The 20,693-nt window shown below is 54.4% G+C and carries 22 protein-coding genes; 9 read left to right on the top strand and 13 right to left on the bottom strand.

Annotated elements, in window-relative coordinates; translation table 11 throughout:
- Positions 1-3 precede the first annotated feature (3 nt).
- From ACI2I2_RS03135 to rfaD, 4 genes are read right to left on the bottom strand one after another with little or no spacing between them, the layout of a single operon-like run.
- On the bottom strand, positions 4-1,092 hold the full coding sequence (locus tag ACI2I2_RS03135) for a glycosyltransferase family 9 protein (protein WP_404656577.1): 1,089 nt from the start codon (positions 1,090-1,092) through the stop codon (positions 4-6).
- A 3-nt stretch (positions 1,093-1,095) separates the two neighbouring features.
- Entirely contained in the window at positions 1,096-2,079 is a 984-nt protein-coding gene (gene rfaC, locus ACI2I2_RS03140) for a lipopolysaccharide heptosyltransferase RfaC (RefSeq protein ID WP_404656578.1), read from the bottom strand.
- 3 nt (positions 2,080-2,082) lie between these two features.
- Positions 2,083-3,129, bottom strand: coding sequence for an ADP-heptose--LPS heptosyltransferase RfaF (gene rfaF, locus ACI2I2_RS03145; RefSeq protein ID WP_404656579.1), 1,047 nt, complete (start codon positions 3,127-3,129; stop codon positions 2,083-2,085).
- A 10-nt stretch (positions 3,130-3,139) separates the two neighbouring features.
- Positions 3,140-4,072, bottom strand: coding sequence for an ADP-glyceromanno-heptose 6-epimerase (gene rfaD / locus ACI2I2_RS03150; protein WP_404656580.1), 933 nt, complete (start codon positions 4,070-4,072; stop codon positions 3,140-3,142).
- A 215-nt stretch (positions 4,073-4,287) separates the two neighbouring features.
- On the opposite strand from rfaD, the gene kbl reads away from it, so the two are divergent.
- Positions 4,288-5,484 carry a glycine C-acetyltransferase gene (gene kbl / locus ACI2I2_RS03155; protein WP_330984716.1) on the top strand — a complete coding sequence of 399 codons (1,197 nt, stop codon included), beginning with the start codon at positions 4,288-4,290 and terminating at the stop codon, positions 5,482-5,484.
- A gap of 9 nt (positions 5,485-5,493) precedes the next feature.
- A complete protein-coding gene (tdh, locus tag ACI2I2_RS03160; protein ID WP_404656581.1) occupies positions 5,494-6,519 on the top strand; it encodes an L-threonine 3-dehydrogenase in 1,026 nt (341 codons plus the stop codon).
- 88 nt (positions 6,520-6,607) lie between these two features.
- Here the strand turns inward: tdh and ACI2I2_RS03165 are convergent, their stop codons facing one another.
- A complete protein-coding gene (locus tag ACI2I2_RS03165; protein WP_404656582.1) occupies positions 6,608-7,525 on the bottom strand; it encodes a hypothetical protein in 918 nt (305 codons plus the stop codon).
- Positions 7,518-8,750 carry a glycosyltransferase gene (locus ACI2I2_RS03170; RefSeq protein WP_404656583.1) on the bottom strand — a complete coding sequence of 411 codons (1,233 nt, stop codon included), beginning with the start codon at positions 8,748-8,750 and terminating at the stop codon, positions 7,518-7,520. Before ACI2I2_RS03170 ends, ACI2I2_RS03165 begins: the two co-directional genes overlap by 8 nt.
- 206 nt (positions 8,751-8,956) lie before the next feature.
- Between ACI2I2_RS03170 and ACI2I2_RS03175 the strand changes: the two genes are divergently transcribed.
- A complete protein-coding gene (locus tag ACI2I2_RS03175) occupies positions 8,957-9,754 on the top strand; it encodes a glycosyltransferase family 2 protein (RefSeq protein WP_404656584.1) in 798 nt (265 codons plus the stop codon).
- A 6-nt stretch (positions 9,755-9,760) separates the two neighbouring features.
- Here the strand turns inward: ACI2I2_RS03175 and ACI2I2_RS03180 are convergent, their stop codons facing one another.
- Genes ACI2I2_RS03180 through gpmM form a run of 3 tightly spaced genes read right to left on the bottom strand, consistent with a single transcriptional unit; the run spans position 9,761 to position 13,525 of the window.
- Positions 9,761-10,696 (bottom strand): divergent polysaccharide deacetylase family protein, encoded by a 936-nt coding sequence (locus ACI2I2_RS03180; RefSeq protein ID WP_404656585.1) that lies wholly within the window; start codon positions 10,694-10,696, stop codon positions 9,761-9,763.
- 3 nt (positions 10,697-10,699) lie between these two features.
- On the bottom strand, positions 10,700-11,971 hold the full coding sequence (envC, locus tag ACI2I2_RS03185) for a murein hydrolase activator EnvC (RefSeq protein WP_404656586.1): 1,272 nt from the start codon (positions 11,969-11,971) through the stop codon (positions 10,700-10,702).
- A gap of 9 nt (positions 11,972-11,980) precedes the next feature.
- Positions 11,981-13,525, bottom strand: coding sequence for a 2,3-bisphosphoglycerate-independent phosphoglycerate mutase (gene gpmM / locus ACI2I2_RS03190; protein ID WP_404656587.1), 1,545 nt, complete (start codon positions 13,523-13,525; stop codon positions 11,981-11,983).
- A gap of 247 nt (positions 13,526-13,772) precedes the next feature.
- On the opposite strand from gpmM, the gene ACI2I2_RS03195 reads away from it, so the two are divergent.
- From ACI2I2_RS03195 to cysE, 5 genes are all read left to right on the top strand, one after another.
- Positions 13,773-14,204 (top strand): rhodanese-like domain-containing protein, encoded by a 432-nt coding sequence (locus ACI2I2_RS03195; RefSeq protein WP_330984724.1) that lies wholly within the window; start codon positions 13,773-13,775, stop codon positions 14,202-14,204.
- Between the two features lie 17 nt (positions 14,205-14,221).
- Positions 14,222-14,473 (top strand): glutaredoxin 3, encoded by a 252-nt coding sequence (grxC, locus tag ACI2I2_RS03200; RefSeq protein WP_404656588.1) that lies wholly within the window; start codon positions 14,222-14,224, stop codon positions 14,471-14,473.
- A gap of 19 nt (positions 14,474-14,492) precedes the next feature.
- Positions 14,493-14,960: a protein-export chaperone SecB gene (gene secB / locus ACI2I2_RS03205; RefSeq protein ID WP_330984726.1), complete on the top strand. Its 468-nt coding sequence runs from the start codon at positions 14,493-14,495 to the stop codon at positions 14,958-14,960.
- Positions 14,960-15,979, top strand: a complete 1,020-nt coding sequence (gpsA, locus tag ACI2I2_RS03210; protein WP_404656589.1) for an NAD(P)H-dependent glycerol-3-phosphate dehydrogenase — start codon at positions 14,960-14,962, stop codon at positions 15,977-15,979. The genes secB and gpsA overlap by 1 nt, the downstream gene beginning before the upstream one ends.
- Positions 15,980-16,058: 79 nt before the next feature.
- Positions 16,059-16,880 carry a serine O-acetyltransferase gene (gene cysE / locus ACI2I2_RS03215; RefSeq protein ID WP_404656590.1) on the top strand — a complete coding sequence of 274 codons (822 nt, stop codon included), beginning with the start codon at positions 16,059-16,061 and terminating at the stop codon, positions 16,878-16,880.
- Positions 16,881-16,925: 45 nt separating this feature from the next.
- On the opposite strand, the gene trmL is transcribed toward cysE, so the two are convergent.
- The 4 genes from trmL to ACI2I2_RS03235 form a co-directional block, all read right to left on the bottom strand.
- Complete coding sequence (trmL, locus tag ACI2I2_RS03220) at positions 16,926-17,399, bottom strand: tRNA (uridine(34)/cytosine(34)/5-carboxymethylaminomethyluridine(34)-2'-O)-methyltransferase TrmL (RefSeq protein ID WP_404656591.1); 474 nt, start codon at positions 17,397-17,399, stop codon at positions 16,926-16,928.
- A 273-nt stretch (positions 17,400-17,672) separates the two neighbouring features.
- Positions 17,673-18,860: an FMN-dependent L-lactate dehydrogenase LldD gene (lldD, locus tag ACI2I2_RS03225; protein ID WP_330984805.1), complete on the bottom strand. Its 1,188-nt coding sequence runs from the start codon at positions 18,858-18,860 to the stop codon at positions 17,673-17,675.
- Between the two features lie 12 nt (positions 18,861-18,872).
- Positions 18,873-19,631 carry a transcriptional regulator LldR gene (gene lldR / locus ACI2I2_RS03230; RefSeq protein ID WP_404656592.1) on the bottom strand — a complete coding sequence of 253 codons (759 nt, stop codon included), beginning with the start codon at positions 19,629-19,631 and terminating at the stop codon, positions 18,873-18,875.
- Between the two features lie 203 nt (positions 19,632-19,834).
- On the bottom strand, positions 19,835-20,197 hold the full coding sequence (locus ACI2I2_RS03235) for a YibL family ribosome-associated protein (RefSeq protein WP_404656593.1): 363 nt from the start codon (positions 20,195-20,197) through the stop codon (positions 19,835-19,837).
- Between the two features lie 273 nt (positions 20,198-20,470).
- Between ACI2I2_RS03235 and ACI2I2_RS03240 the strand changes: the two genes are divergently transcribed.
- Positions 20,471-20,692, top strand: a complete 222-nt coding sequence (locus ACI2I2_RS03240) for a hypothetical protein (RefSeq protein WP_404656729.1) — start codon at positions 20,471-20,473, stop codon at positions 20,690-20,692.
- Position 20,693 lies beyond the last annotated feature (1 nt).

Below are 20,693 nucleotides of genomic sequence, written 5' to 3' on the forward strand. Positions count from 1 at the left end.
ACCTTAAATGAGAATATTTTTAGATTGATTCTTTGAGGCAATAAACTGATAGAGATTGATCGCATCCTGCTCAGAGAGGCGGAACAACTCTTCTCGGGATTTATCAAAATAATACCGAGTCTCAAACACATATGAGCTGATATTGTCATCATTGCCAATCAACAACGTCTCACCCAGCGGGCGTTGTTCGTGGTGACAACATGGCCCAAACAGCAGGACGACAGGCACGCCTACCGCGTCTGCGATATAGACATTTCCAGAGTCGGAGGCAATGTAGCAATCCATTCTGGAGATGGCCCACGGTACATCTTCCAACGGCAGCAACCCCAGCAGGCTGGTGATATTGCTTTGTTCGCCTGTGGCGCGATAAAGCTCGTCGAGCCACGGTTGTTCGTTCTCTGTGCCGAAGATGTAGAACTGGCAAGGCAAATCACTCAGCGTGTCGAAAATACGTTTCCAGACGGACGGCGGTACCGTCTTCGCTTTATTGCCTGCGGAAATGCTCAGACCGATACGAATAACATCCGGTTTATCCAGACACTCAGGCCAGGCTTTGGGCTGATAGAGCGGATGCGTGGCATGCTTTGGGGCATCCTGCCAGCTCAGTGATCTGTCAGCTAATTGCAGATAATTGGTGACGGATAACGTCTGTTTCCCATGCTCCACCACGCCATCTGCTGCCATGTAGAAAATGGCGTGATACCAGCGGCGGGTGTAGATGCTCAGGAACTGTTTGTTCTTTGCGTTGCAGACGGCGGCGAAGAAGAGATTGGTACTGTTCGGCTGCAGCAGATACACGTTGTCGTAGCGATTCATGACTTGCCAGGCAAAGCGGAGTTTGGCGAACACATTGCGCTTCTTTTTGCCGATGAGATAAATCGTCTCGATGGTGTCGTCGCGGCTTGCCAGCGGCTCTACGGCACGGCTTATCAGCACATCACTCTTTTTCAGGTGGCTGAGCAAAGGGGTCGCATTGACGAAATCGCCAATCTTCGCAGTCTGGATGACAAGGTTTTTACCGGTCTCTTTGCGAAACAGCTTCCCCAGCAATTTTGCCGGAAGAAAGAGAATAAACAGAAGCACATAGCTCATTAACTACGTTTCCTTGCCCGTACGTTGCCGGTTGCCCTGTAGAACGTTAAAAATCGCATCAGCCGTGATATCTCCCATCTTGCCCGTCGGGCTTACGTATTGTTGTTGGTTTTTGCCGTAGCCCCCAATCAGCCCGGGATCGGTTGGGCCGAAAAGAGTGATATTTGGGCGATCCAGTGCAGCCGTTAAGTGACTCAAACCGGTATCGACAGAGACAATGGCCTGCGCCCCAGCCAACTCTGCGGCAACCTCTGCCAGCGTTAGCTTCGGCAAGACGTCGACGTGACTGAGGCCTGCTGCAATGCGTTCCGCGCGCAGGCGTTCATGCTCCGCGCCCCACGGCAGTTTAATCTGTAATCCGCTTTGTTGCACCAGTTCTACGAGGGCTCGCCAGTGCGATTCCGGCCAGTGCTTATCATCCCGGGTTGTGGCATGCAGGAATATGACATACGGATTGCCAGTGTGTTCCTGTAAATTCTGAAAATGCTGGGCAATCGCGTAATCACCCTGAGCGTCAGGTTTCACATAGCCCAGGCTTTTTGCGAACAGTTCACGCGTGCGTTCGACAGCATGTTGATCTTTGGCGATAGAATGGCGGCGGTTGTAAAACAGGCTGGCCAGCGGCTCACGGGCGCTGCTCCAGTCCATGCCATGTTTCACGCCATGCGCCAGACGCGTCACCAGCACTGCACTTTTTACCAGCCCTTGTGCATCAATGATCGCGTCATATTTTTCAGCCTGGATCATCTGGCGAAAAGCGTGGCGTTCGGCCTTTACGGGCGCAGAGAACCATGCTTTGCGCCAGCGGCGGATAGCCACAGGGATAACTTTATCAACGGCGGCATGCCAGGTCGGAATTTGGGCGAAGCCTTCTTCCACAGCCCAGTCAAAACGAAGACCTGGAATGGCCTTTGCGGCATCGGTCAGGGCAGGCAAAGTATGCAGCACATCGCCCATTGAAGACGTTTTTACGATCAGCACTCGCATGCGTCAGGCATCCTCGTCCAGCAGCAGTTGATTGAGCTCTTCCAGAACGCGAGACGGCGTAATGTCGATCAGGCTTTGGTGATAGCCTTCGGCAGCGTCGCCTTTACGTACTTTGTGATAGCCAGAAATGAGGCGAATGACTTTCGCTTTGTGCGACAGTGGCGGTGTGAAATCCGGGCTGCTTGGGCCATACAGCGCAACCAATGGGCGATTCAGTGCCGCAGCAACGTGCATCAAGCCAGAATCGTTGGTGACGACTGCTTTGCAAGCCGCGAGCAACACCACAGCTTGCTCAAGCTGAGTTTCACCGGCCAGATTTCGACACCACGCCTGCTGCTCGGTGTTCAATGAGGCAAGGATTTCATTGCCGGCATCATTGTCTTTGGCTGAGCCAAACAACACGACCTGATATCCTTCGTCGATCAGCTGTTTCGCCAGCTCGGCATAGTGATAGTGCGGCCAGCGCTTTGCCGGGCCGAACTCAGCACCCGGGCAGAAGCCAATCATCTGGCGTTCGCCTGAGAGGCTAAACGCGTTACAGACCTGGGATTTCTCCCCTTCGTTAACCTGAAGCTGAGGCCATAACAGCGGCTGCGGCAGATCTTTAGCAGAACGCATCACGCCTTTGTCATAAGCCAGGGCGACGTAGCGTTCAACCATTAAAGGCCATGCCGCTTTGTCGAGCACGCGTGCGTCATTCAACAGGCCGTAACGCATCTCGCCACGCCAGCCTGTGCGCTGCGGGATCCCCGCGAAGAACGGCACCAGCGCGGATTTGAATGAGTTAGGCAGGACGTAAGCGCGATCGTAACGCTTTTCGCGCAGGCTATGGCCGAGCCGACGACGCTCGCCGATTTCCAGCGCGCCGTGGCCTAATGGCATCGGGATGGCTTCGTTAACTTCTGGCATGCGCGATAAAAGAGGACGGCACCACGCGGGTGCCATCACATCAATGATCGCCTGGGGATAGCGCGCCTTGAGCGTGCGGTAGAGACTTTGCGACATCATCATGTCGCCCACCCATGACGGGCCGATCACCAGTATCTTCATTCGTCTTATCTTATGCGTCGCGGTTCAGCCAGGCCATGTACTCCGCGACACCTTCCGCCACGGTTTTGAAAGGCTTGTCGTAGCCCGCTTTACGCAGGTTAGTCAGATCCGCCTGAGTAAATGCCTGGTAGCGGCCTTTCAGTTTTTCCGGGAACGGGATGTATTCGAGGGACCCTTTCTGGTGATAAGCCAGCGCGGCGTCGGCCACAGCCTGGAAAGATTCCGCACGGCCTGTGCCGAGGTTGAAAATGCCGGACACGCCGTTCTCCCAGAACCACAGGTTAACTGCCGCCACGTCGCCCACATAGACGAAATCACGTTTGAAGCCATCGCTGCCTTCGAACAGTTTCGGGCTTTCACCGTTGTTCAACTGGGTGTTGAGGTGGAAAGCGACGCTCGCCATGCTGCCTTTATGGCCTTCACGTGGGCCATAAACGTTGAAGTAACGGAAGCCTACTACTGGGGAATTTGCTTCTGGCAGGATTTGACGTACGTATTCATCGAACAGGAACTTGGAGTAGCCGTAAACGTTAAGCGGCTTTTCATATTCGCGGGATTCAATGAAGTCAGAAGTACGGCCGCCGTAGGTGGCAGCTGAAGAGGCGTACAGGAACGGGATTTCACGCTCCAGGCAGTAATGCAGCACTTCTTTGGAGTACTGATAGTTGTTATCCATCATGTACTTGCCGTCCCACTCGGTGGTGGATGAACAGGCGCCTTCATGGAACACGGCTTCAATTTCACCGAACTCTTCGCCCGCCATAATCTGGATCAGGAAGTCTTCCTTGTCCATGTAGTCGGCGATATTGAGGTCGACCAGGTTGACGAATTTGGTGCCATCTTTCAGGTTGTCCACGACAAGGATGTCAGAGATGCCTTTGTCATTCAGGGCCTTAATGATATTGCTGCCAATAAAACCTGCGCCGCCGGTAACGATGATCATAACGATAACCTTTGAAATGTGGGTGACCGGGCCTTTCCCGGACGCTAATGGTTCTTATCATACCATCACTACGCGGAGTCTTCACATTCACCGACAAGCCGCAGGGGTACACGTGATTTATGCTACAAAAATACTTATCTGGCACAGCGTCATCTCGTATACGCCTGGAGCATTGGGTAATATGTGGCAAATTTTGCCGAATCTGGAGAGTTGCAATGCGTGGTGATTTTTACAAACAGTTAACCGGTGACCTGGAGACCGCTCGCGCGGAAGGGTTGTTTAAAGAAGAACGCATCATTACCTCCGCCCAGCAGGCGGACATCACCGTCGGTGACGGCAATCATGTCATTAACTTCTGCGCCAATAACTACCTTGGCCTGGCGAACCATCCTGAGCTGATTGCCGCAGCAAAATCCGGCATGGACAGCCACGGGTTCGGCATGGCGTCCGTGCGCTTTATTTGCGGCACTCAGGACAGCCATAAAGTGCTTGAGAAAAAGCTGGCCGATTTCCTCGGCATGGAAGATGCAATCCTTTACTCCTCTTGCTTCGATGCCAATGGCGGCCTGTTTGAAACGCTGCTGGGCGCGGAAGATGCCATTATTTCTGATGCACTGAACCACGCGTCCATCATCGATGGCGTGCGTCTGTGTAAAGCAAAACGCTTCCGCTATGCCAACAACGATATGCAGGAACTGGAAGCTCGTTTGAAAGAAGCGCGTGAAGCGGGTGCTCGCCATGTGCTGATCGCCACCGACGGCGTGTTCTCCATGGACGGCGTGATTGCTAACCTGAAAGGCGTCTGCGACCTGGCGGATAAATACGATGCGCTGGTGATGGTCGATGATTCCCACGCGGTAGGCTTCGTGGGCGAAAACGGCCGTGGCTCCCATGAATACTGCGAAGTGATGGGGCGCGTGGACATCATCACCGGCACGCTGGGTAAAGCGCTGGGTGGCGCATCCGGTGGCTATACCGCCGCTCGCAAAGAAGTGGTTGAGTGGCTGCGTCAGCGTTCTCGTCCTTATCTGTTCTCCAACTCACTGGCTCCGGCGATTGTCGCGGCGTCCATCAAAGTGCTGGAGATGGTTGAGTCTGGCGCAGAGTTGCGCGATCGCCTGTGGTCTAACGCTCGCTTGTTCCGTGAAAAAATGACGGCAGCAGGCTTCACGCTGGCAGGTGCTGACCACGCGATCATTCCGGTGATGCTGGGCGAAGCCACCGTGGCGCAAGAGTTTGCGCGCGAGCTGCAGAAAGAAGGGATTTACGTCACCGGGTTCTTCTATCCGGTGGTACCAAAAGGCCAGGCGCGTATCCGCACGCAGATGTCCGCGGCGCATACTCCTGAGCAAATTGAACGTGCGGTGGACGCGTTTACCCGCATCGGTAAGCAACTGGGCGTGATTGCCTGAGGGTGTGAGATGAAAGCATTATCGAAACTGAAAGCCGAAGAAGGGATCTGGATGAACGACGTTCCGCAACCGGAAGTCGGGCATAACGACCTGCTGATTAAAATCCGCAAAACCGCTATCTGCGGCACCGATGTGCATATCTACAACTGGGATGAATGGTCGCAGAAGACCATTCCGGTGCCAATGGTTGTGGGCCACGAATACGTGGGTGAAGTGGTCGGTATCGGCCAGGAAGTGAAAGGCTTTAAGATTGGCGATCGCGTCTCTGGCGAAGGTCATATCACCTGCGGTCATTGCCGTAACTGCCGTGCTGGCCGTACACACCTGTGCCGCAATACCACCGGTGTCGGTGTGAACCGCCCGGGCTGTTTCGCGGAATATCTGGTGATCCCGGCCTTTAACGCCTTCAAAATCCCGGACAATATTTCCGACGATCTGGCTTCCATCTTCGACCCGTTCGGTAACGCGGTTCACACGGCGCTCTCTTTTGACCTGGTCGGTGAAGACGTGCTGGTGTCCGGCGCAGGCCCGATTGGCATTATGGCTGCTGCTGTGGCGAAACACGTCGGCGCTCGCAACGTGGTTATCACGGACGTGAACGAATACCGTCTGGAACTGGCTCGCAAAATGGGCATCACTCGCGCGGTGAACGTCGCCAATGAAAGCCTGACAGACGTAATGGCAGAGTTGGGCATGACGGAAGGGTTTGACGTGGGTCTGGAGATGTCCGGTGCGCCACCGGCGTTTCGCACCATGCTCGATACCATGAACCACGGCGGGCGTATTGCGATGCTGGGTATTCCACCGTCAGACATGTCCATCGACTGGACTAAAGTCATCTTCAAAGGCCTGTTCATCAAAGGCATCTATGGCCGTGAGATGTTCGAAACCTGGTACAAGATGGCGGCATTGATTCAGTCTGGTCTGGATCTCTCCCCTATCATCACCCACCGTTTCGGTATCGATGACTTCCAGAAAGGCTTCGACGCGATGCGTTCCGGGCAATCAGGGAAAGTTATCCTGAGCTGGGATTAATCCGCGTAAATTGCCGGATGGCGCTGCGCTTATCCGGCCTACGAAATCTGCTTTCTGTAGGCCTGTGCAAGCGTAGCGCCGCCGGGCATTAGCTTTGCTGCTGCTTCTCTTTGTCGGTCAGATAACGCACTTTACGGGTGTAATCCTGTCCTTTAAACAACAGCTTACTGTCGCGAGAGGCGAGATACTTCTGCCATTCCGATAACGGGAAACCGCCGTGCGCCCCAACCACTTCTTTGGGGATAACGGCTTCCTGTCCGCCGATTTTTTTCGATACCGGCCAGTTCATCCAGTCGCCCAGATTCACGGTTTTCAAATCCAGCATATCCAGCAGCGCAGCCAGCGGCAGCTGATCGGTTGGCGGCTGGCTGTCGTCCATCAGTTCCCAGGTATCCTGGAACAGCGTTAACCACAGCGGGCAGATACGACGCCAGGTTTTGCGAGTGGCGGCCAGGAAGGCGCCATTCACGTGGTCGACAATATAAGGGCGAACGGTTTCTTTATAATAAGCCGGAACATTTTGCTCAGGCGCACCGTCCAGCTTGGCGATCATTTTGCCCTGACGGAAGCTGGAGTAGATGTGTTGATCTTCAACGCGGAACTGCGGCATTTGCAGCAGGTTGAGGTCGGAGTCGATCATCAAAACTCCTTCACCACGAGCCTGAAGAGGTGCATTCAGTTTGACCAGGCGGCTCAGGTAGATTTGCTTATAGCGATAGCTCTCTTCACGCTTTGGCAGCTCCAGCGTGACCACGCGCGTTTTCGCTGGCAGTTCGCCAAAAGCGCTTTCTGGTTGGTCGCTGACGATCACAATCTCTTCGAGATCAGGGGCAAAGCGCTCGGCAAAGGTCGCGGACAGCAGCGCTTCTTCAATGTAATCCGCGCCAGTGCAGGGAATGACGACAGACGTCACCGGCACGCTCACAGAAGAAGGGGCGAGTGAAGCGTAAGGAATATTGTGACGCGCCTTGATGTGGCGATAGCGGGCATTCAGAAATTTAAACATGGTCTGTCCGTCTTGATGAAAGAGAAGCCAGCTCGTGCTCCACGCCAGCAACATAGTGCTCAATGGCGTAATGATCACGAACATGCTGATGAGCCTGGTTTGCCAGGCGCTGGCGCAGATCGGCGTCCTGCCAGATAGCCGAAAGATGTTCAGCCAGCGCGTGAATGTCACTCCACGGGAAGAGCAACCCGGTGTGCTGGTGGCTGATTAATTCGCCTGTGCCGGTGACGTCGGAGCCGATGGCCGGAATGCCTAATAGCATGGCTTCGAGTACCACACGCGGTAATCCTTCGCTGCTGGAGGCGAGGATAAAGGCATCGAACGTGGCGAGATAATCAAAGGGATTATTGCGAAAACCGGTAAAGATAAGATGATCGCTCAAGCCTAGCTTAGCGGCCTGTGCTTCAAGCGCCTGACGTTCCGGGCCCTCACCGATAAGGATCATTTTCCATTCAGCGTCAGGGTGTTTTTGCCGGAACAAGGCCAATGCTTCAAGCGTGTGGTGATTAGCCTTACGAGCAATCAGAGAACCGATGCTACCGAAAACAAAGGTGTCGTCATTGAGGCCCAATGATTCGCGCATTTTGTGCCGATCGGGCAGCGGCTGGTGGATATCAATAGCGTTATTCACCGTGACACAGAGTTTTGCCTCCACACCATTGGCGAGCAGCACTTTTTCCACCCCCTTTGATACCGCGATGATTCGGTCAATCTGCTGATTCACCAGCTGCACTAACGAGGGGGAAAGTACCGGTTCAATACGACAGTGCTGGACCAGCGCAACGGACGTTCCACGCACGGCGTGATAGCCTTCTTCGTTAGAGCCGGGTTGATTGTTCATATACAGCACGTCATATTCGCCATCCTGCAGCACTTTTTTGAGGCGGCGGGCATCCGGCTGAATACGCCACAGCGTATCCATTTTGCGGGTAAACGCTTTGCGCGCATTGCGAGAGAAAAACAGCAGGCTGCGGCCAAGCTCTTTAAGCACTTTCGCCCAGCCAGGCTGGCGGCGAGCAGGTAAGACAAGCATCGGAATGCCAATTGCGTTCAGTACCTGCTCAATGCTTTCACCGCCTGCTCGGCGATAGTTATGGTAAAAACAGCAAGTTATATCAAACCGTTGGCGGTCAATGCGCTTGAGCAGTTCGAGCATGCTGTTGGTGCCACCACCCCACTCTTTGCCACTGTCGAACAGCAGGATTTTTCGTTTTTGCGGCACCATGCTCTCTGATTCTCATATTAAAAAACCAGCGAGCATTATAAAGAAACTGGCGGAAGATTCAGCGTTTTTTGTTGCCGTCAGTGACGATCCAGAAATAAACGAAAAGGCAATCGCTATAAAGGTGTGGATTCGATTATGTTTAAAAGTGAAAACGCACACTAAACTTCGGGTTTATCTCCCACCTTTTTAATATCGGCAGGGCAGTCATGCTTAAATTAACGGTCTGTCTGTTAACCTTTAATTCTGAACGTTTGTTGCACAAAGTGATCCCGCCATTAATCACCGTGGCCGATGAAATTGTAGTCATCGATTCCGGCAGCACCGATGGGACATTAAACATTTGCCACGAATATGGGTTGAATGCGATATATCATCCATATCGTATGCATGGCGAACAAATGAATGTCGCGATACAGCATGCCTCGCATGACTGGGTATTGTGCATGGACAGCGATGAGATCCTCGATGCCCAAACCGTGGCCTTTATTAACACACTGAAAGCCGGGCAAGAGCCGCCAGCCAACCATGGCTGGCGCATCACGCGTCACTGGTATGTGTTAGGGGAAGAGATCCGCACTCTCTACCCTATCTCATCCCCCGATTATCCTGTCCGGCTTTTTAATCGCCAGCATGCCCGGTTTAACCTGCGCCCGGTGGATGATCAGGTTGAGGGTGAGATTAAAACGTTCAAAATTGAAGGCCACGTCAGACACGATACTTTTTGGTCGTTGCACGAAGTCTTCAGCAAATTAAACAGCTATACGACACGCCTCGTGAAATACAAAAAAATCCGGCCTTCTCTTGCGCGCGGGTTTATTAGCGCAATTGGAGCGTTTTTTAAATGGTATTTGTTTAGCGGAGCCTGGCGGAAAGGGAAAGTCGGTGCGGTGACAGGATTGTATGCCACGCTATATAGCTTTCTGAAGTACTTCAAAGCCTGGTACGCGCACGAGAAAAAACCGGGAGTCGTGGCTGAAGAGCGCACAGACTCCCATCAAGCCTGACAGCTATCAGGCTTTTTTATCCCAACCCTGCCACTGCAATTGCAGATACTGCACCAGCGTGCTGTGAGTAATGCTTTCGCCGAGCACGGCAAAGTAACGGCTGGCGTAGACAGGCTGCGGAGCCAGCTTCGGCTTACACAGCTTCACGCCACGGAAAGGATTACGCGGTGCAGTTGGTTGTACAGGCTGCGTGTTGTTTGGCGTTGAAGTATCAACCTGCGGCTCATTGAGCAGGCTGCTCGGGCGCACAAGCGTGATATCTGGCGGCAGGTTGTAAATCATTTGCTGAAGGACGCGCACCGTTGAAGGATGTGGGTGCCCGATAGCAATGGCGGAACCATTTCGTCTGGCAAGCTGAACGGCGCGGTTAAACTGCACGCGAATATCCGCTTCGTTTTGCGTGTCATCCAGGAACACCTTACGTTTTATCACCTTCACATTCGTGCCTGCGGCAGCACGCATCGACTGGCTATTGCCAATCGTCATACTGTCGAGAAAGTAAAAGTTATAGTGGTTCAGCACCTGCATCACTTTTTGCATCCCAAACAGGCTGGACGTCATCGCGCTGCCCATGTGGTTATTCAACCCAACTGCGTACGGCACTTTGCCCACAGCATCGCGAATAATACGCTCAATCTCATCGCTGCTCATGTCAGGACGAAGGGTGTCTTTTTCCAGCGGCTGTTTGCTGATGGGCGCCATGGGCAGGTGGATCAGAACTTCATGGCCGCCGTTGTGGGCTTTGGTCGCCATTTCCCGGGCGTGCGGCGCATTGGGTAACACTGCGACGGAAACGGCGTTTGGCAGCGCCAGGACCTGGTTTTCCTGCTGTGGGCGGTAGCCAAAGTCATCAATCACAATGGCGAGTTTTCCGGCGTGGACCGGAGCCACCATCGCCAGGGCGGCGCTGATGGAGAACACTAACGTGCGAAATTGAAGCAAAACTTATCTTCCCAACCACGGCTGTGGATTGACCGCCTGACCCTGGCGGCGAATTTCGAAGTAGAGTGACGGCCGGCCCTGACCACCACTGCTGCCCACAAGGGCAATCGGCTGGCCTGCGCGGACCTGTGTTCCAACGCTTACCAGCGCGCTTTGGTTGTAGCCATAAAGGCTCATATCGCCTTTGCCGTGCTCGACGACAACCACTAAGCCGTAACCCTGCAGCCAGTCGGCGAGGATCACCCGGCCATCGGCAATGGCTTTGACTTCGGTGCCTTCAGACGCACCGATAACCATCCCTTTCCAACGTAGTTCACCTTGCAGCTGTTCGCCATAGCGATGCAGCGTTGGGCCACGAACCGGCCAATAGGCCTGACCGCGAGGCGAGCCCAGGCCGCCTGTTCGTGACATCAGTGAACGTTCACTTTCAGAAGGTTTGTAGGTGGTGCCTTTGCGGGAAGCGTCTTGCTGACGGTCACGCACGGCTTGCGCTTCTTTGGCTTCTTTCTCAGCACGCGCACGCGCAGCGGCTTCAGCTTGCGCAATGCGGGACCTCATGCGCGATTCGTTGGCACGAAGTTCGCTGAGTTGCTGTTGTCCGGCCTGAATAGAGGATTCCAGCCCGGAAAGGGTTTTCTTACGCTCGTTACGAGCCTGTTCAAGCTTGGCCTGTTGAGCTTTCTGCTCGTACAACAGCGTCTGCTGCTGGCTTTGCTTCTCTTCCAGTTCCGCTTTCTGTGAGGCCACCTCTTCGCTGGTTTGCTTCAACTGGGCGATGGTTTCCTGACGGGCCTGATTGAGATAGCCGAAATAAGCCTGCAAACGCTGACCACGCTGACTCTCTTCCCCACTCAGTATCAACTGGATACCGGTGTGCTCCCCCTGACGAAAAGCCGCATCAAGCTGCGCGGCAAGATTACGTTCCTGGGCTGCTTTTTGCTTTTCGAGTTTGGCGATGGAGGCATTCATCGCATCAACCTGCTTATTGAGGTCGGCGAGGGTATTCTGCGTTTCTCGCAGCTTACGGGCTGCTGCTGCGATGGCTTCTTCTTGCGTTTTGAGCTGAGCAAGCAGGGTAGAGCGTTGCTGTTGCTGTTGGCGAACCGCGCGCTCTTTGGCGGCGATATCAGCCTGAATGGATTGCAGCTGGCTTCGATCGTCTGCATGAGCATATGTCGCGCACAGCAATACGCCAGCGCTGAGTGCGCTGGCGTAACTCATGGATCGGACTGCCGTCGCGATCCATGTATTTGAAAAAATCGCCTTTCCCCTCATGGGGAGGGATTATTCCACGATGAACAGCGGCTTGCCAGTCATCTCTTGCGGGATTTCCATCCCCATCAGCGTCAGCATGGTCGGGGCGATATCAGAGAGCTTGCCGCCTTCAACCGCTTTCACTGCTTTGTCGCCAACGTAGATCAGCGGAACCGGCAGGTTGGTGTGCGCGGTGTGCGCCTGGCCGGTAGACGGGTCGCGCATCTGCTCGGCGTTGCCGTGGTCTGCGGTGATCAGCAACTGGCCGCCAACAGATTCGACAGCTTTGCTCACTTCATCAATGCAGTGATCCAGCGCTTCGATAGCTTTTACTGCTGCTTCCATCACGCCGGTATGGCCGACCATATCGCCGTTCGGGTAGTTACAGATAATGGCGTCGAATGTGCCGCCTTTGATCGCCCCCACCAGTTTTTCGGTCAGTTCTGCCGAGCTCATTTCTGGCTGCAGATCGTAGGTCGCCACTTTCGGGGAGTTGATGAGGATGCGTTCTTCGCCGGCAAACGGCTCTTCTACGCCGCCGTTGAAGAAGAAGGTGACGTGTGCGTATTTCTCGGTTTCAGAAATGCGCAGCTGCGTTTTATCGTTCTTCGCCATCCACTCACCAAAGGTGTTCGCGAGAGAAGCGGGTGGGTAGGCACAAGGCGCGTCGATATCTGCTGCGTATTGGGTCAGCATGATGTAGTCGAGATTGACCACTTTCTTACGCGCGAAGCCATCGAAGCCTTTGTCCACGAAAGCACGGGTGATTTCACGCGCACGGTCAGCACGGAAGTTCATGAAGATCAGCGCATCGCCATCTTCCATGGCTGCGTCAGCCTGACCTTCAGCACGGATGACAGTCGCTTTCACGAATTCGTCGTTCTCGTCGCGAGCATAGGCGGCTTCCAGGCCTTCCACTGCGGTGTTGAACTGGAATTCACCTTTCGCCTGAGTCATCAGGTCATAGGCCTGTTCCACGCGATCCCAGCGGTTGTCACGGTCCATCGCAAAGTAACGGCCGATGATAGAGGCTACGCGGCCTTTGCCCAGCGCGGCAAATTTCTCTTCAAAGGTGGCCAGAGAAGATTTTGCGCTACGTGGCGGAGTGTCGCGGCCATCGAGGAAGGCGTGCAGGTAGATTTTTTCTGCACCGCGCTGCGCGGCCAGTTCGACCATAGCCAGGATGTGGTCTTCGTGGCTGTGAACGCCACCGGCAGACAGCAGGCCCATGATGTGAACGGCTTTGCCAGCGGCAACAGCTTTATCAACAGCACCCGCCAGCACGCTGTTTTCAAAGAACGTACGTTCTTTAATTTCGACGTCCAGACGCGTCAGGTCCTGATACACGATACGGCCCGCGCCCAGGTTGACGTGGCCCACTTCGGAGTTACCCATCTGACGGTCTGGCAGACCCACTTCCAGGCCGGAAGCGTCAATCAGGGTGTGTGGACGTTTGGCCCACAGGGCGTCCATGACCGGCGTTTTCGCGTTGAAAATCGCGTTATCCTGCTGGTCTTCGCGGTAGCCGTAGCCATCCAGAATCACCAGTACCATCGGTTTTTTAGTATCAGACATTGCGACAACCTCTATGCTCACAAGATAAAAAATTTGCGTAATTTTACTACAGCTGAATCGATAAATCTGCCTCGGAAGATCAAAGATCGGGTCCGGCTGGCAGTGAGTTTGGTTATTTTTGCTCTTATTTTTTCGTTTCAGGCCGCAGAAAATGGATTAGCTTATGTCCGTGTGCTGTATTTGCACAAACGCACAGGTATACTCCTTTCCTGAATTTTAATCACTGAGTCGGGAGTTATTACCCCCCATGCAAGAAATTATGCAATTTGTGAGTCGCCACCCTATCCTGAGCATTGCCTGGGTTGGCTTACTGGCAGCCGTTCTGTTCACGACATTCAAAGGGTTAACCTCGAAAATTAAGGTGATCACCCGTGGCGAAGCGACCCGTCTGATCAACAAAGAAGAGGCAGTGGTGGTGGATTTGCGTCAGCGTGACGATTTCCGTAAAGGTCATATCGCAGGGTCGATTAACCTGCTGCCGACTGAAATCAAAGCCAATAACCTCGGTGAGCTTGAAAAGCATAAAGATAAACCCATCATTGTTGTTGATGGTTCTGGTATGCAGGCACAGGATCCAGCTACTGCACTGAATAAAGCGGGCTTTGAGCGCGTGTTTGTTCTGAAAGAAGGTGTCGCTGGCTGGAGCGGTGAAAACCTGCCGCTGGTTCGTGGTAAGTAATTATCTGAGGTAACGTCATGGCCAATATCGAGATCTACACCAAAGCAACTTGTCCGTTCTGCCACCGCGCAAAAGCGTTGCTGAACGAAAAAGGCGTCAGTTTCCAGGAGTTGCCAATTGATGGCAACGCGGCGAAGCGCGAAGAGATGATTGAACGTAGTGGCCGCACCACGGTGCCGCAGATTTTTATTGATGCACAGCACATTGGCGGCTGTGACGACTTGTATGCACTTGATGCACGTGGTGGACTTGATCCCCTGCTGAAATAACCCTTTTAAGGACAAAAAGATGTCAGAACAAAACAACCCAGAAATGACTTTCCAGATCCAGCGTATCTACACCAAAGACGTTTCCTTTGAAGCGCCAAATGCACCGCATGTTTTCCAGAAAGACTGGCAGCCAGAGGTTAAACTTGATCTGGATACGGCTTCTACCCAACTGGCAGAAGGCGTATACGAAGTCGTACTGCGTGTAACCGTTACCGCATCTCTGGGTGAAGAAACCGCGTTCCTGTGTGAAGTTCAGCAGGGCGGTATTTTCTCCATCGAAGGCATCGACGGTAACCAGATGGCGCATTGCCTGGGTGCATACTGCCCGAACATCCTGTTCCCGTATGCTCGCGAATGCATCACCAGCCTGGTGGGTCGCGGTACATTCCCGCAACTGAACCTTGCGCCAGTGAACTTTGATGCGCTGTTCATGAACTATCTGCAGCAGCAGGCTGGCGAAGGTGCTGAACAACATCAGGATGCCTGATGAACGCACGTAAAGCTGCAATGACTGTGATCGGTGCCGGCTCGTACGGCACCGCTCTTGCCATCACTCTGGCAAGAAACGGGCACGATGTTGTGCTCTGGGGCCACGACCCAAAACATATCGAGCTGTTGCAACGTGACCGTTGTAATACGGCTTTCCTTCCCGATGTGCCTTTCCCCGATACGCTGCATCTCGAAACCGATCTCGCCAAAGCGTTAGCCGCCAGCCGCGATATTCTGGTCGTCGTGCCAAGCCATGTGTTTGGCGAAGTGCTGCGTCAGCTGAAACCGCTGCTGCGTCCTGATGCGCGCCTGGTGTGGGCCACAAAAGGGCTGGAAGCAGAAACCGGCCGTTTGCTGCAGGATGTCGCCCGCGAAGCGTTGGGTGATGCTATTCCGCTGGCGGTGATTTCCGGGCCAACTTTCGCGAAAGAGCTGGCGGCAGGCCTGCCGACGGCGATCGCCCTGGCGTCCACCGATCCGCAATTTGCCGATGATTTGCAAAAGCTGCTGCACTGCGGCAAAAGCTTCCGTGTCTACAGCAACCCTGATTTTATCGGTGTGCAGCTGGGTGGTGCGGTGAAAAACGTCATCGCGATTGGCGCAGGCATGTCCGACGGTATTGGCTTTGGCGCAAACGCTCGTACGGCGCTGATTACCCGTGGTCTGGCAGAAATGTCACGGCTGGGTGCCGCGTTAGGTGCAGATCCTTCCACTTTTATGGGGATGGCAGGGCTGGGGGATTTAGTGCTGACCTGTACCGACAACCAGTCGCGTAACCGCCGTTTTGGCATGGCGCTCGGCCAGGGCCAGGACGTGCAAAGCGCACAGGATGCGATTGGTCAGGTGGTTGAAGGCTACCGCAATACCAAAGAGGTGAGGGCACTTGCCCACCGTTTTGGTGTCGAAATGCCAATAACCGAGGAAATTTATCAGGTATTGTATTGCGGAAAAAACGCGCGCGAGGCAGCATTGACCTTATTAGGCCGTGCCAGCAAGGAAGAGCGCAGCCACCGCTAATCGCAAGGAATCGTTGTTACCTGAATGGCCCGGTCGGCGCAGAACTGACCGGCCATTATCATCGCTTCTGGAGTCTGCAATGCCGTGTGAAGAACTGGAAATTGTCTGGAACAATATTAAAGCCGAAGCTCGCGCGCTGGCTGACTGCGAGCCCATGCTTGCCAGTTTTTACCACGCCACGCTCCTGAAGCACGAAAACCTGGGCAGCGCGCTGAGCTACATGCTCGCCAATAAGCTTGCCTCCTCCATCATGCCCGCCATCGCCATTCGTGAAGTGGTGGAAGAGGCCTACGCCGCCGATCCGGAAATGATCGCCTCCGCAGCCTGCGACATTCAGGCCGTGCGCACCCGCGACCCGGCGGTCGACAAATACTCCACACCGTTGCTCTACCTGAAAGGGTTTCATGCGCTGCAGGCCTACCGCATTGGCCACTGGCTGTGGAATCAGGGGCGTCGCGCACTGGCGATTTTCCTGCAAAATCAGGTGTCAGTGACCTTCCAGGTCGACATTCACCCGGCGGCAAAAATTGGCCGAGGGATCATGCTCGACCACGCCACAGGCATCGTGGTGGGGGAAACAGCGGTTATCGAAAATGACGTCTCAATCCTGCAATCTGTAACGCTCGGCGGTACAGGGAAAACCAGTGGAGATCGCCACCCGAAAATTCGTGAAGGGGTGATGATTGGCGCAGGGGCAAAAATTCTCGGCAATATCGAAGTCGGGCGTGGCGCGAAAATTGGGGCGGGCTCTGTCGTGCTTCAGCCTGTGCCACCGCATACCACGGCTGCTGGCGTGCCAGCGCGTATTGTCGGCAAGCCGGACAGCGATAAACCTGCGATGGATATGGACCAGCACTTCAACGGCATTCACCATACCTTTGAGTTTGGTGACGGCATCTGATTGCCTGCCCGGTGGCGCTTTGCTTACCGGGCTCTCGCGGCTGAGTTAACTTCGTAACACTGCGCCCGGATAACCCAACTGGCGCCAGGCTTCGTATACCACGACCGACACCGCGTTGGACAGGTTCATGCTGCGGCTGTCTGGCATCATCGGAATACGGATTTTTTGCTCAGCCGGCAGAGCATCAAGAATACTGGCAGGCAGGCCGCGTGTTTCCGGGCCAAACATCAAAAAATCCCCATCCTGATAGCTCACTGCGCTGTGAGCAGGCGTGCCTTTCGTCGTCAGGGCAAAAAGACGCTGAGGCTGTTCGGCTTCAAAGAAAGCGGCATAGTCAGCGTGGCGCTTCACGGCGGTAAATTCGTGGTAATCCAGCCCGGCCCGGCGCAGACGCTTATCATCCCAGGTAAAACCCATAGGTTCGATGATGTGCAGACGAAATCCGGTGTTGGCGCACAGGCGGATGATATTGCCGGTATTCGGCGGGATTTCTGGTTCGAATAAAACGATGTTAAGCATGCTGCCCCCTTAATTGCGCGGGCAGAATAGCAGAAATTCAGGATGACTTGTAAAGCTGGCTGTCTCCCTCTCCCCGACCCTCTCCCGAAAGGAGAGGGAGAAAACCGAGCCCGCGCTCGATCTGTTCCCTCAGCCAGAAGAAAAGGAGAGGGAGAATACCGAGCCCGAGCTCGATCTGTTTCCTCAGCCAGAAGAAAAGGAGAGGAGAATACCGAGCCCGCGCTCGATCTGTTCCCTCTCCCTGTGGGAGAGGGCTAGGGAGAGGGGGGACTCTTATGCCGCATCTCCACGCACTACAGGTGCCAGTGCTGAAGCCAGGTGCTTCGCCTCCTGCACTAAAGAATCACGGGAAATCTCGCTGATAGATTTCGCCCCGGTCAGCGTCATTGCCACCTTCATCTCTTTTTCGATCAGGTTCAGCAAGTTGGTGACGCCAGCGCCGCCATGCGTTGCAAGCGCATACAGATAAGCGCGGCCCAGCAACACGCTGTCTGCACCCAGCGCAAGCATGCGCACCACGTCCAGACCATTGCGAATACCGCTGTCGGCCAGGATCGCGATATCGCCTTTTACTGCATCAGCAATGGCGGGAAGCGCACGCGCAGAAGAAAGCACACCATCCAACTGGCGACCACCGTGGTTTGACACCACGATACCGTCAGCGCCAAAGCGAACGGCATCGCGGGCATCTTCTGGATCGAGAATGCCTTTGATGACCATTGGGCCGTCCCAGAATTCGCGGATCCACTCCAGGTCTTTCCAGGAGATAGACGGGTCAAAGTTGTTCGCCAGCCAGCCAATGTAATCTTCCAGCCCGGTCGGTTTGCCCAGATAAGTCGAAATATTGCCTAAATCGTGCGGACGGCCATTTACGCCCACATCCCATGCCCATTGTGGATGCGTGACGGCCTGCCAGTAGCGGCGCAATGCTGCATTCGGGCCGCTCATGCCGGAGTGCGCATCACGGTAGCGTGCGCCGGGCGTAGGCATATCCACGGTAAACACCAGCGTCGAACAGCCCGCGGCTTTGGCTCTTTCCAGCGCATTACGCATAAAGCCACGGTCACGCAGAACATAAAGCTGGAACCACATCGGGCGCTTAATGGTTGGCGCGACTTCTTCAATCGGACACACGGAAACCGTTGAGAGCGTAAACGGAATGCCTTTGGCATCGGCAGCCCCCGCCGCCTGCACTTCACCACGACGGGCGTACATGCCACACAGGCCGACCGGAGCCAGCGCCACCGGCATCGACAGCGTTTCGTTGAACAATTTGGTTTCCAGGCTGAGGTCGGCCATGTTTTTCAGCACTCGCTGGCGTAGCGCGACCTGCGATAAATCCTCTACGTTGCGACGCAGGGTATGTTCGCTGTATGCCCCGCCGTCGATGTAGTGAAACAGGAACGGCGGCAGAATACGCTGTGCGGCGGCGCGATAGTCGCTGGCGGCAGAAATGATCATGGCTTGTCTCCCTTAAGGTTCGTTAGGATCGCCGGGCAGGCGGGTGATGCGAGCCTGTCGGGCCCGGTCTTCATCAAACTGCTTAATGGTGGTGTGAACGAATCCCAGATGCGCCATCATCGCCTGGCGCGCACCTTCCGCATCGCCTGCCAGAATCGCGTTCAGTACCGTCTGGTGCTGTTCAGTCAGCCTGGCGAACACTGGAGGCACGAGGTACATCCGCTGTCGGCTCTTAATCACCGAGGAGTGCAGCAGCTCGAAGAAACCGCGCATGGTCTGAAGCAAAACAACATTGTGAGAGGCTTCGGCGACAGCCAGATGAAAACGGACGTCACCCTGTGCGGCGAGATCAGGATCTTCACTTTGCGAAGCTTCGAAGCAGAGCCGAAGTTTCTCTTTATCGGCGTCGGTCGCTCGCAGCGCGGCGTGCCACGCGGTGCTGGCTTCAATCGCATGGCGAGCTTCGAGAATATCGAAGGTGTAATCCGGGTCATCTGCCAACAGGCTTTTCAGCGGCTGCACAATGTTTTGATCAGACCAGGGTTCGTGCTGCCAACGCACAAACGTGCCACCGCCGCGACGGCTTAACAACAGCCCTTCGCTCACCAGCCTTGCCAGCGCTTCCCGCAACGAATTACGCGACACGCCAAGCTGTACAGCCAGCTGGCGCTCGGCAGGCAGCCGCATACCGGCTTCCAGTTGCTGTTCTTCAATCAGCTTACGCACACGGGTTGCCACCTCGTCTGCCAGACAGCGTGGAGCAGTGCTCATGTAAAAGTGGTCCTGCCAAAGTTGGGGAGACGTTCTGAAAGGGAATGGTTAACGATATGTTGTTAACAGGCAATGCATATGTTGCGTGGGAAGAGGAAACTGTGAGGCGTTGTACAGAACGGAGTTAAATTGGTTGGGCCAATCTGAGGGTTCCCTCTCCGTGCGAGAGAAGGTCGGGGAGAGGGACGCTCTCCCGCGTCGAATTAAAACTCAGTCTTCGAAAAGCCAGTCATCTCTTTCAGGCCCATTTCACGGCCCAGCGCGGTCATCGGGTGGATAACCACCAGGCCACGGACGCTTTTCTTCAGCTTGCCCATATCGGCCTGCTCTTTTTTAGTGATAGCGCGGCGGAACGGCATATCGGCCAGTTTCTGTGCTTCTTTGCTCAGCTTCTGGCCATACACTTCGCGCAGGCGCGCGATTTCTGTTTCCAGCGTCGCTTTCTCTTTTTCGAGCTCAGCATACTTCTCTGCGTCATCCACCAGAGAGAGGGTGGGCTGCAGGTGACGGATAGCGTCCAGGCGGTCGCTCAGGCGTTTGATTTCGTTCTTTTCTACTTCTTTCATAGTCTGTGGCTTAGTGATGTAAAAGACGTTTGTTACCCCATAGTATGCGCGTTGAGCGTTATTCCTGATAGTTAATTATCGACATTGTTGCGGCGAAGACGAGCTTTAACAGGATTTTATTAAGTCTAATAATATGAAAAATATATAATTTTTTAGAAGTGTCTGTCTGATCGCATTTTTGCGCTTTAAGTGAACAAAAAGGCACATTTTCCTCAGCAAAAGCGAAGCGACCGGACCAGGCTTAGAGGAGATAACCGAAGAGGAGGGAAGATGATGGCTAAGATGGGTGAAAACGTGCCACGGATCATCGATAAAGCGGTGGATTTCATGGCCTCCAGCCAGGCGTTTATGGAGTACCTGAAGAAGTCTCCGCCGCTGAATCACATGCCTGAGCATATCCCCGAGGAGAAAGCCCAGCTCTTTCGTGAGCGGCTGGCCTACTATCGGGATTTGTATAAACCGGTGTGTGAACGGGAAAGTGAAAACCAGGACTGAG

Origin of the sequence: Scandinavium sp. NPDC088450 (assembly GCF_044900545.1) — a bacterium.
Lineage (GTDB): Bacteria > Pseudomonadota > Gammaproteobacteria > Enterobacterales > Enterobacteriaceae > Scandinavium.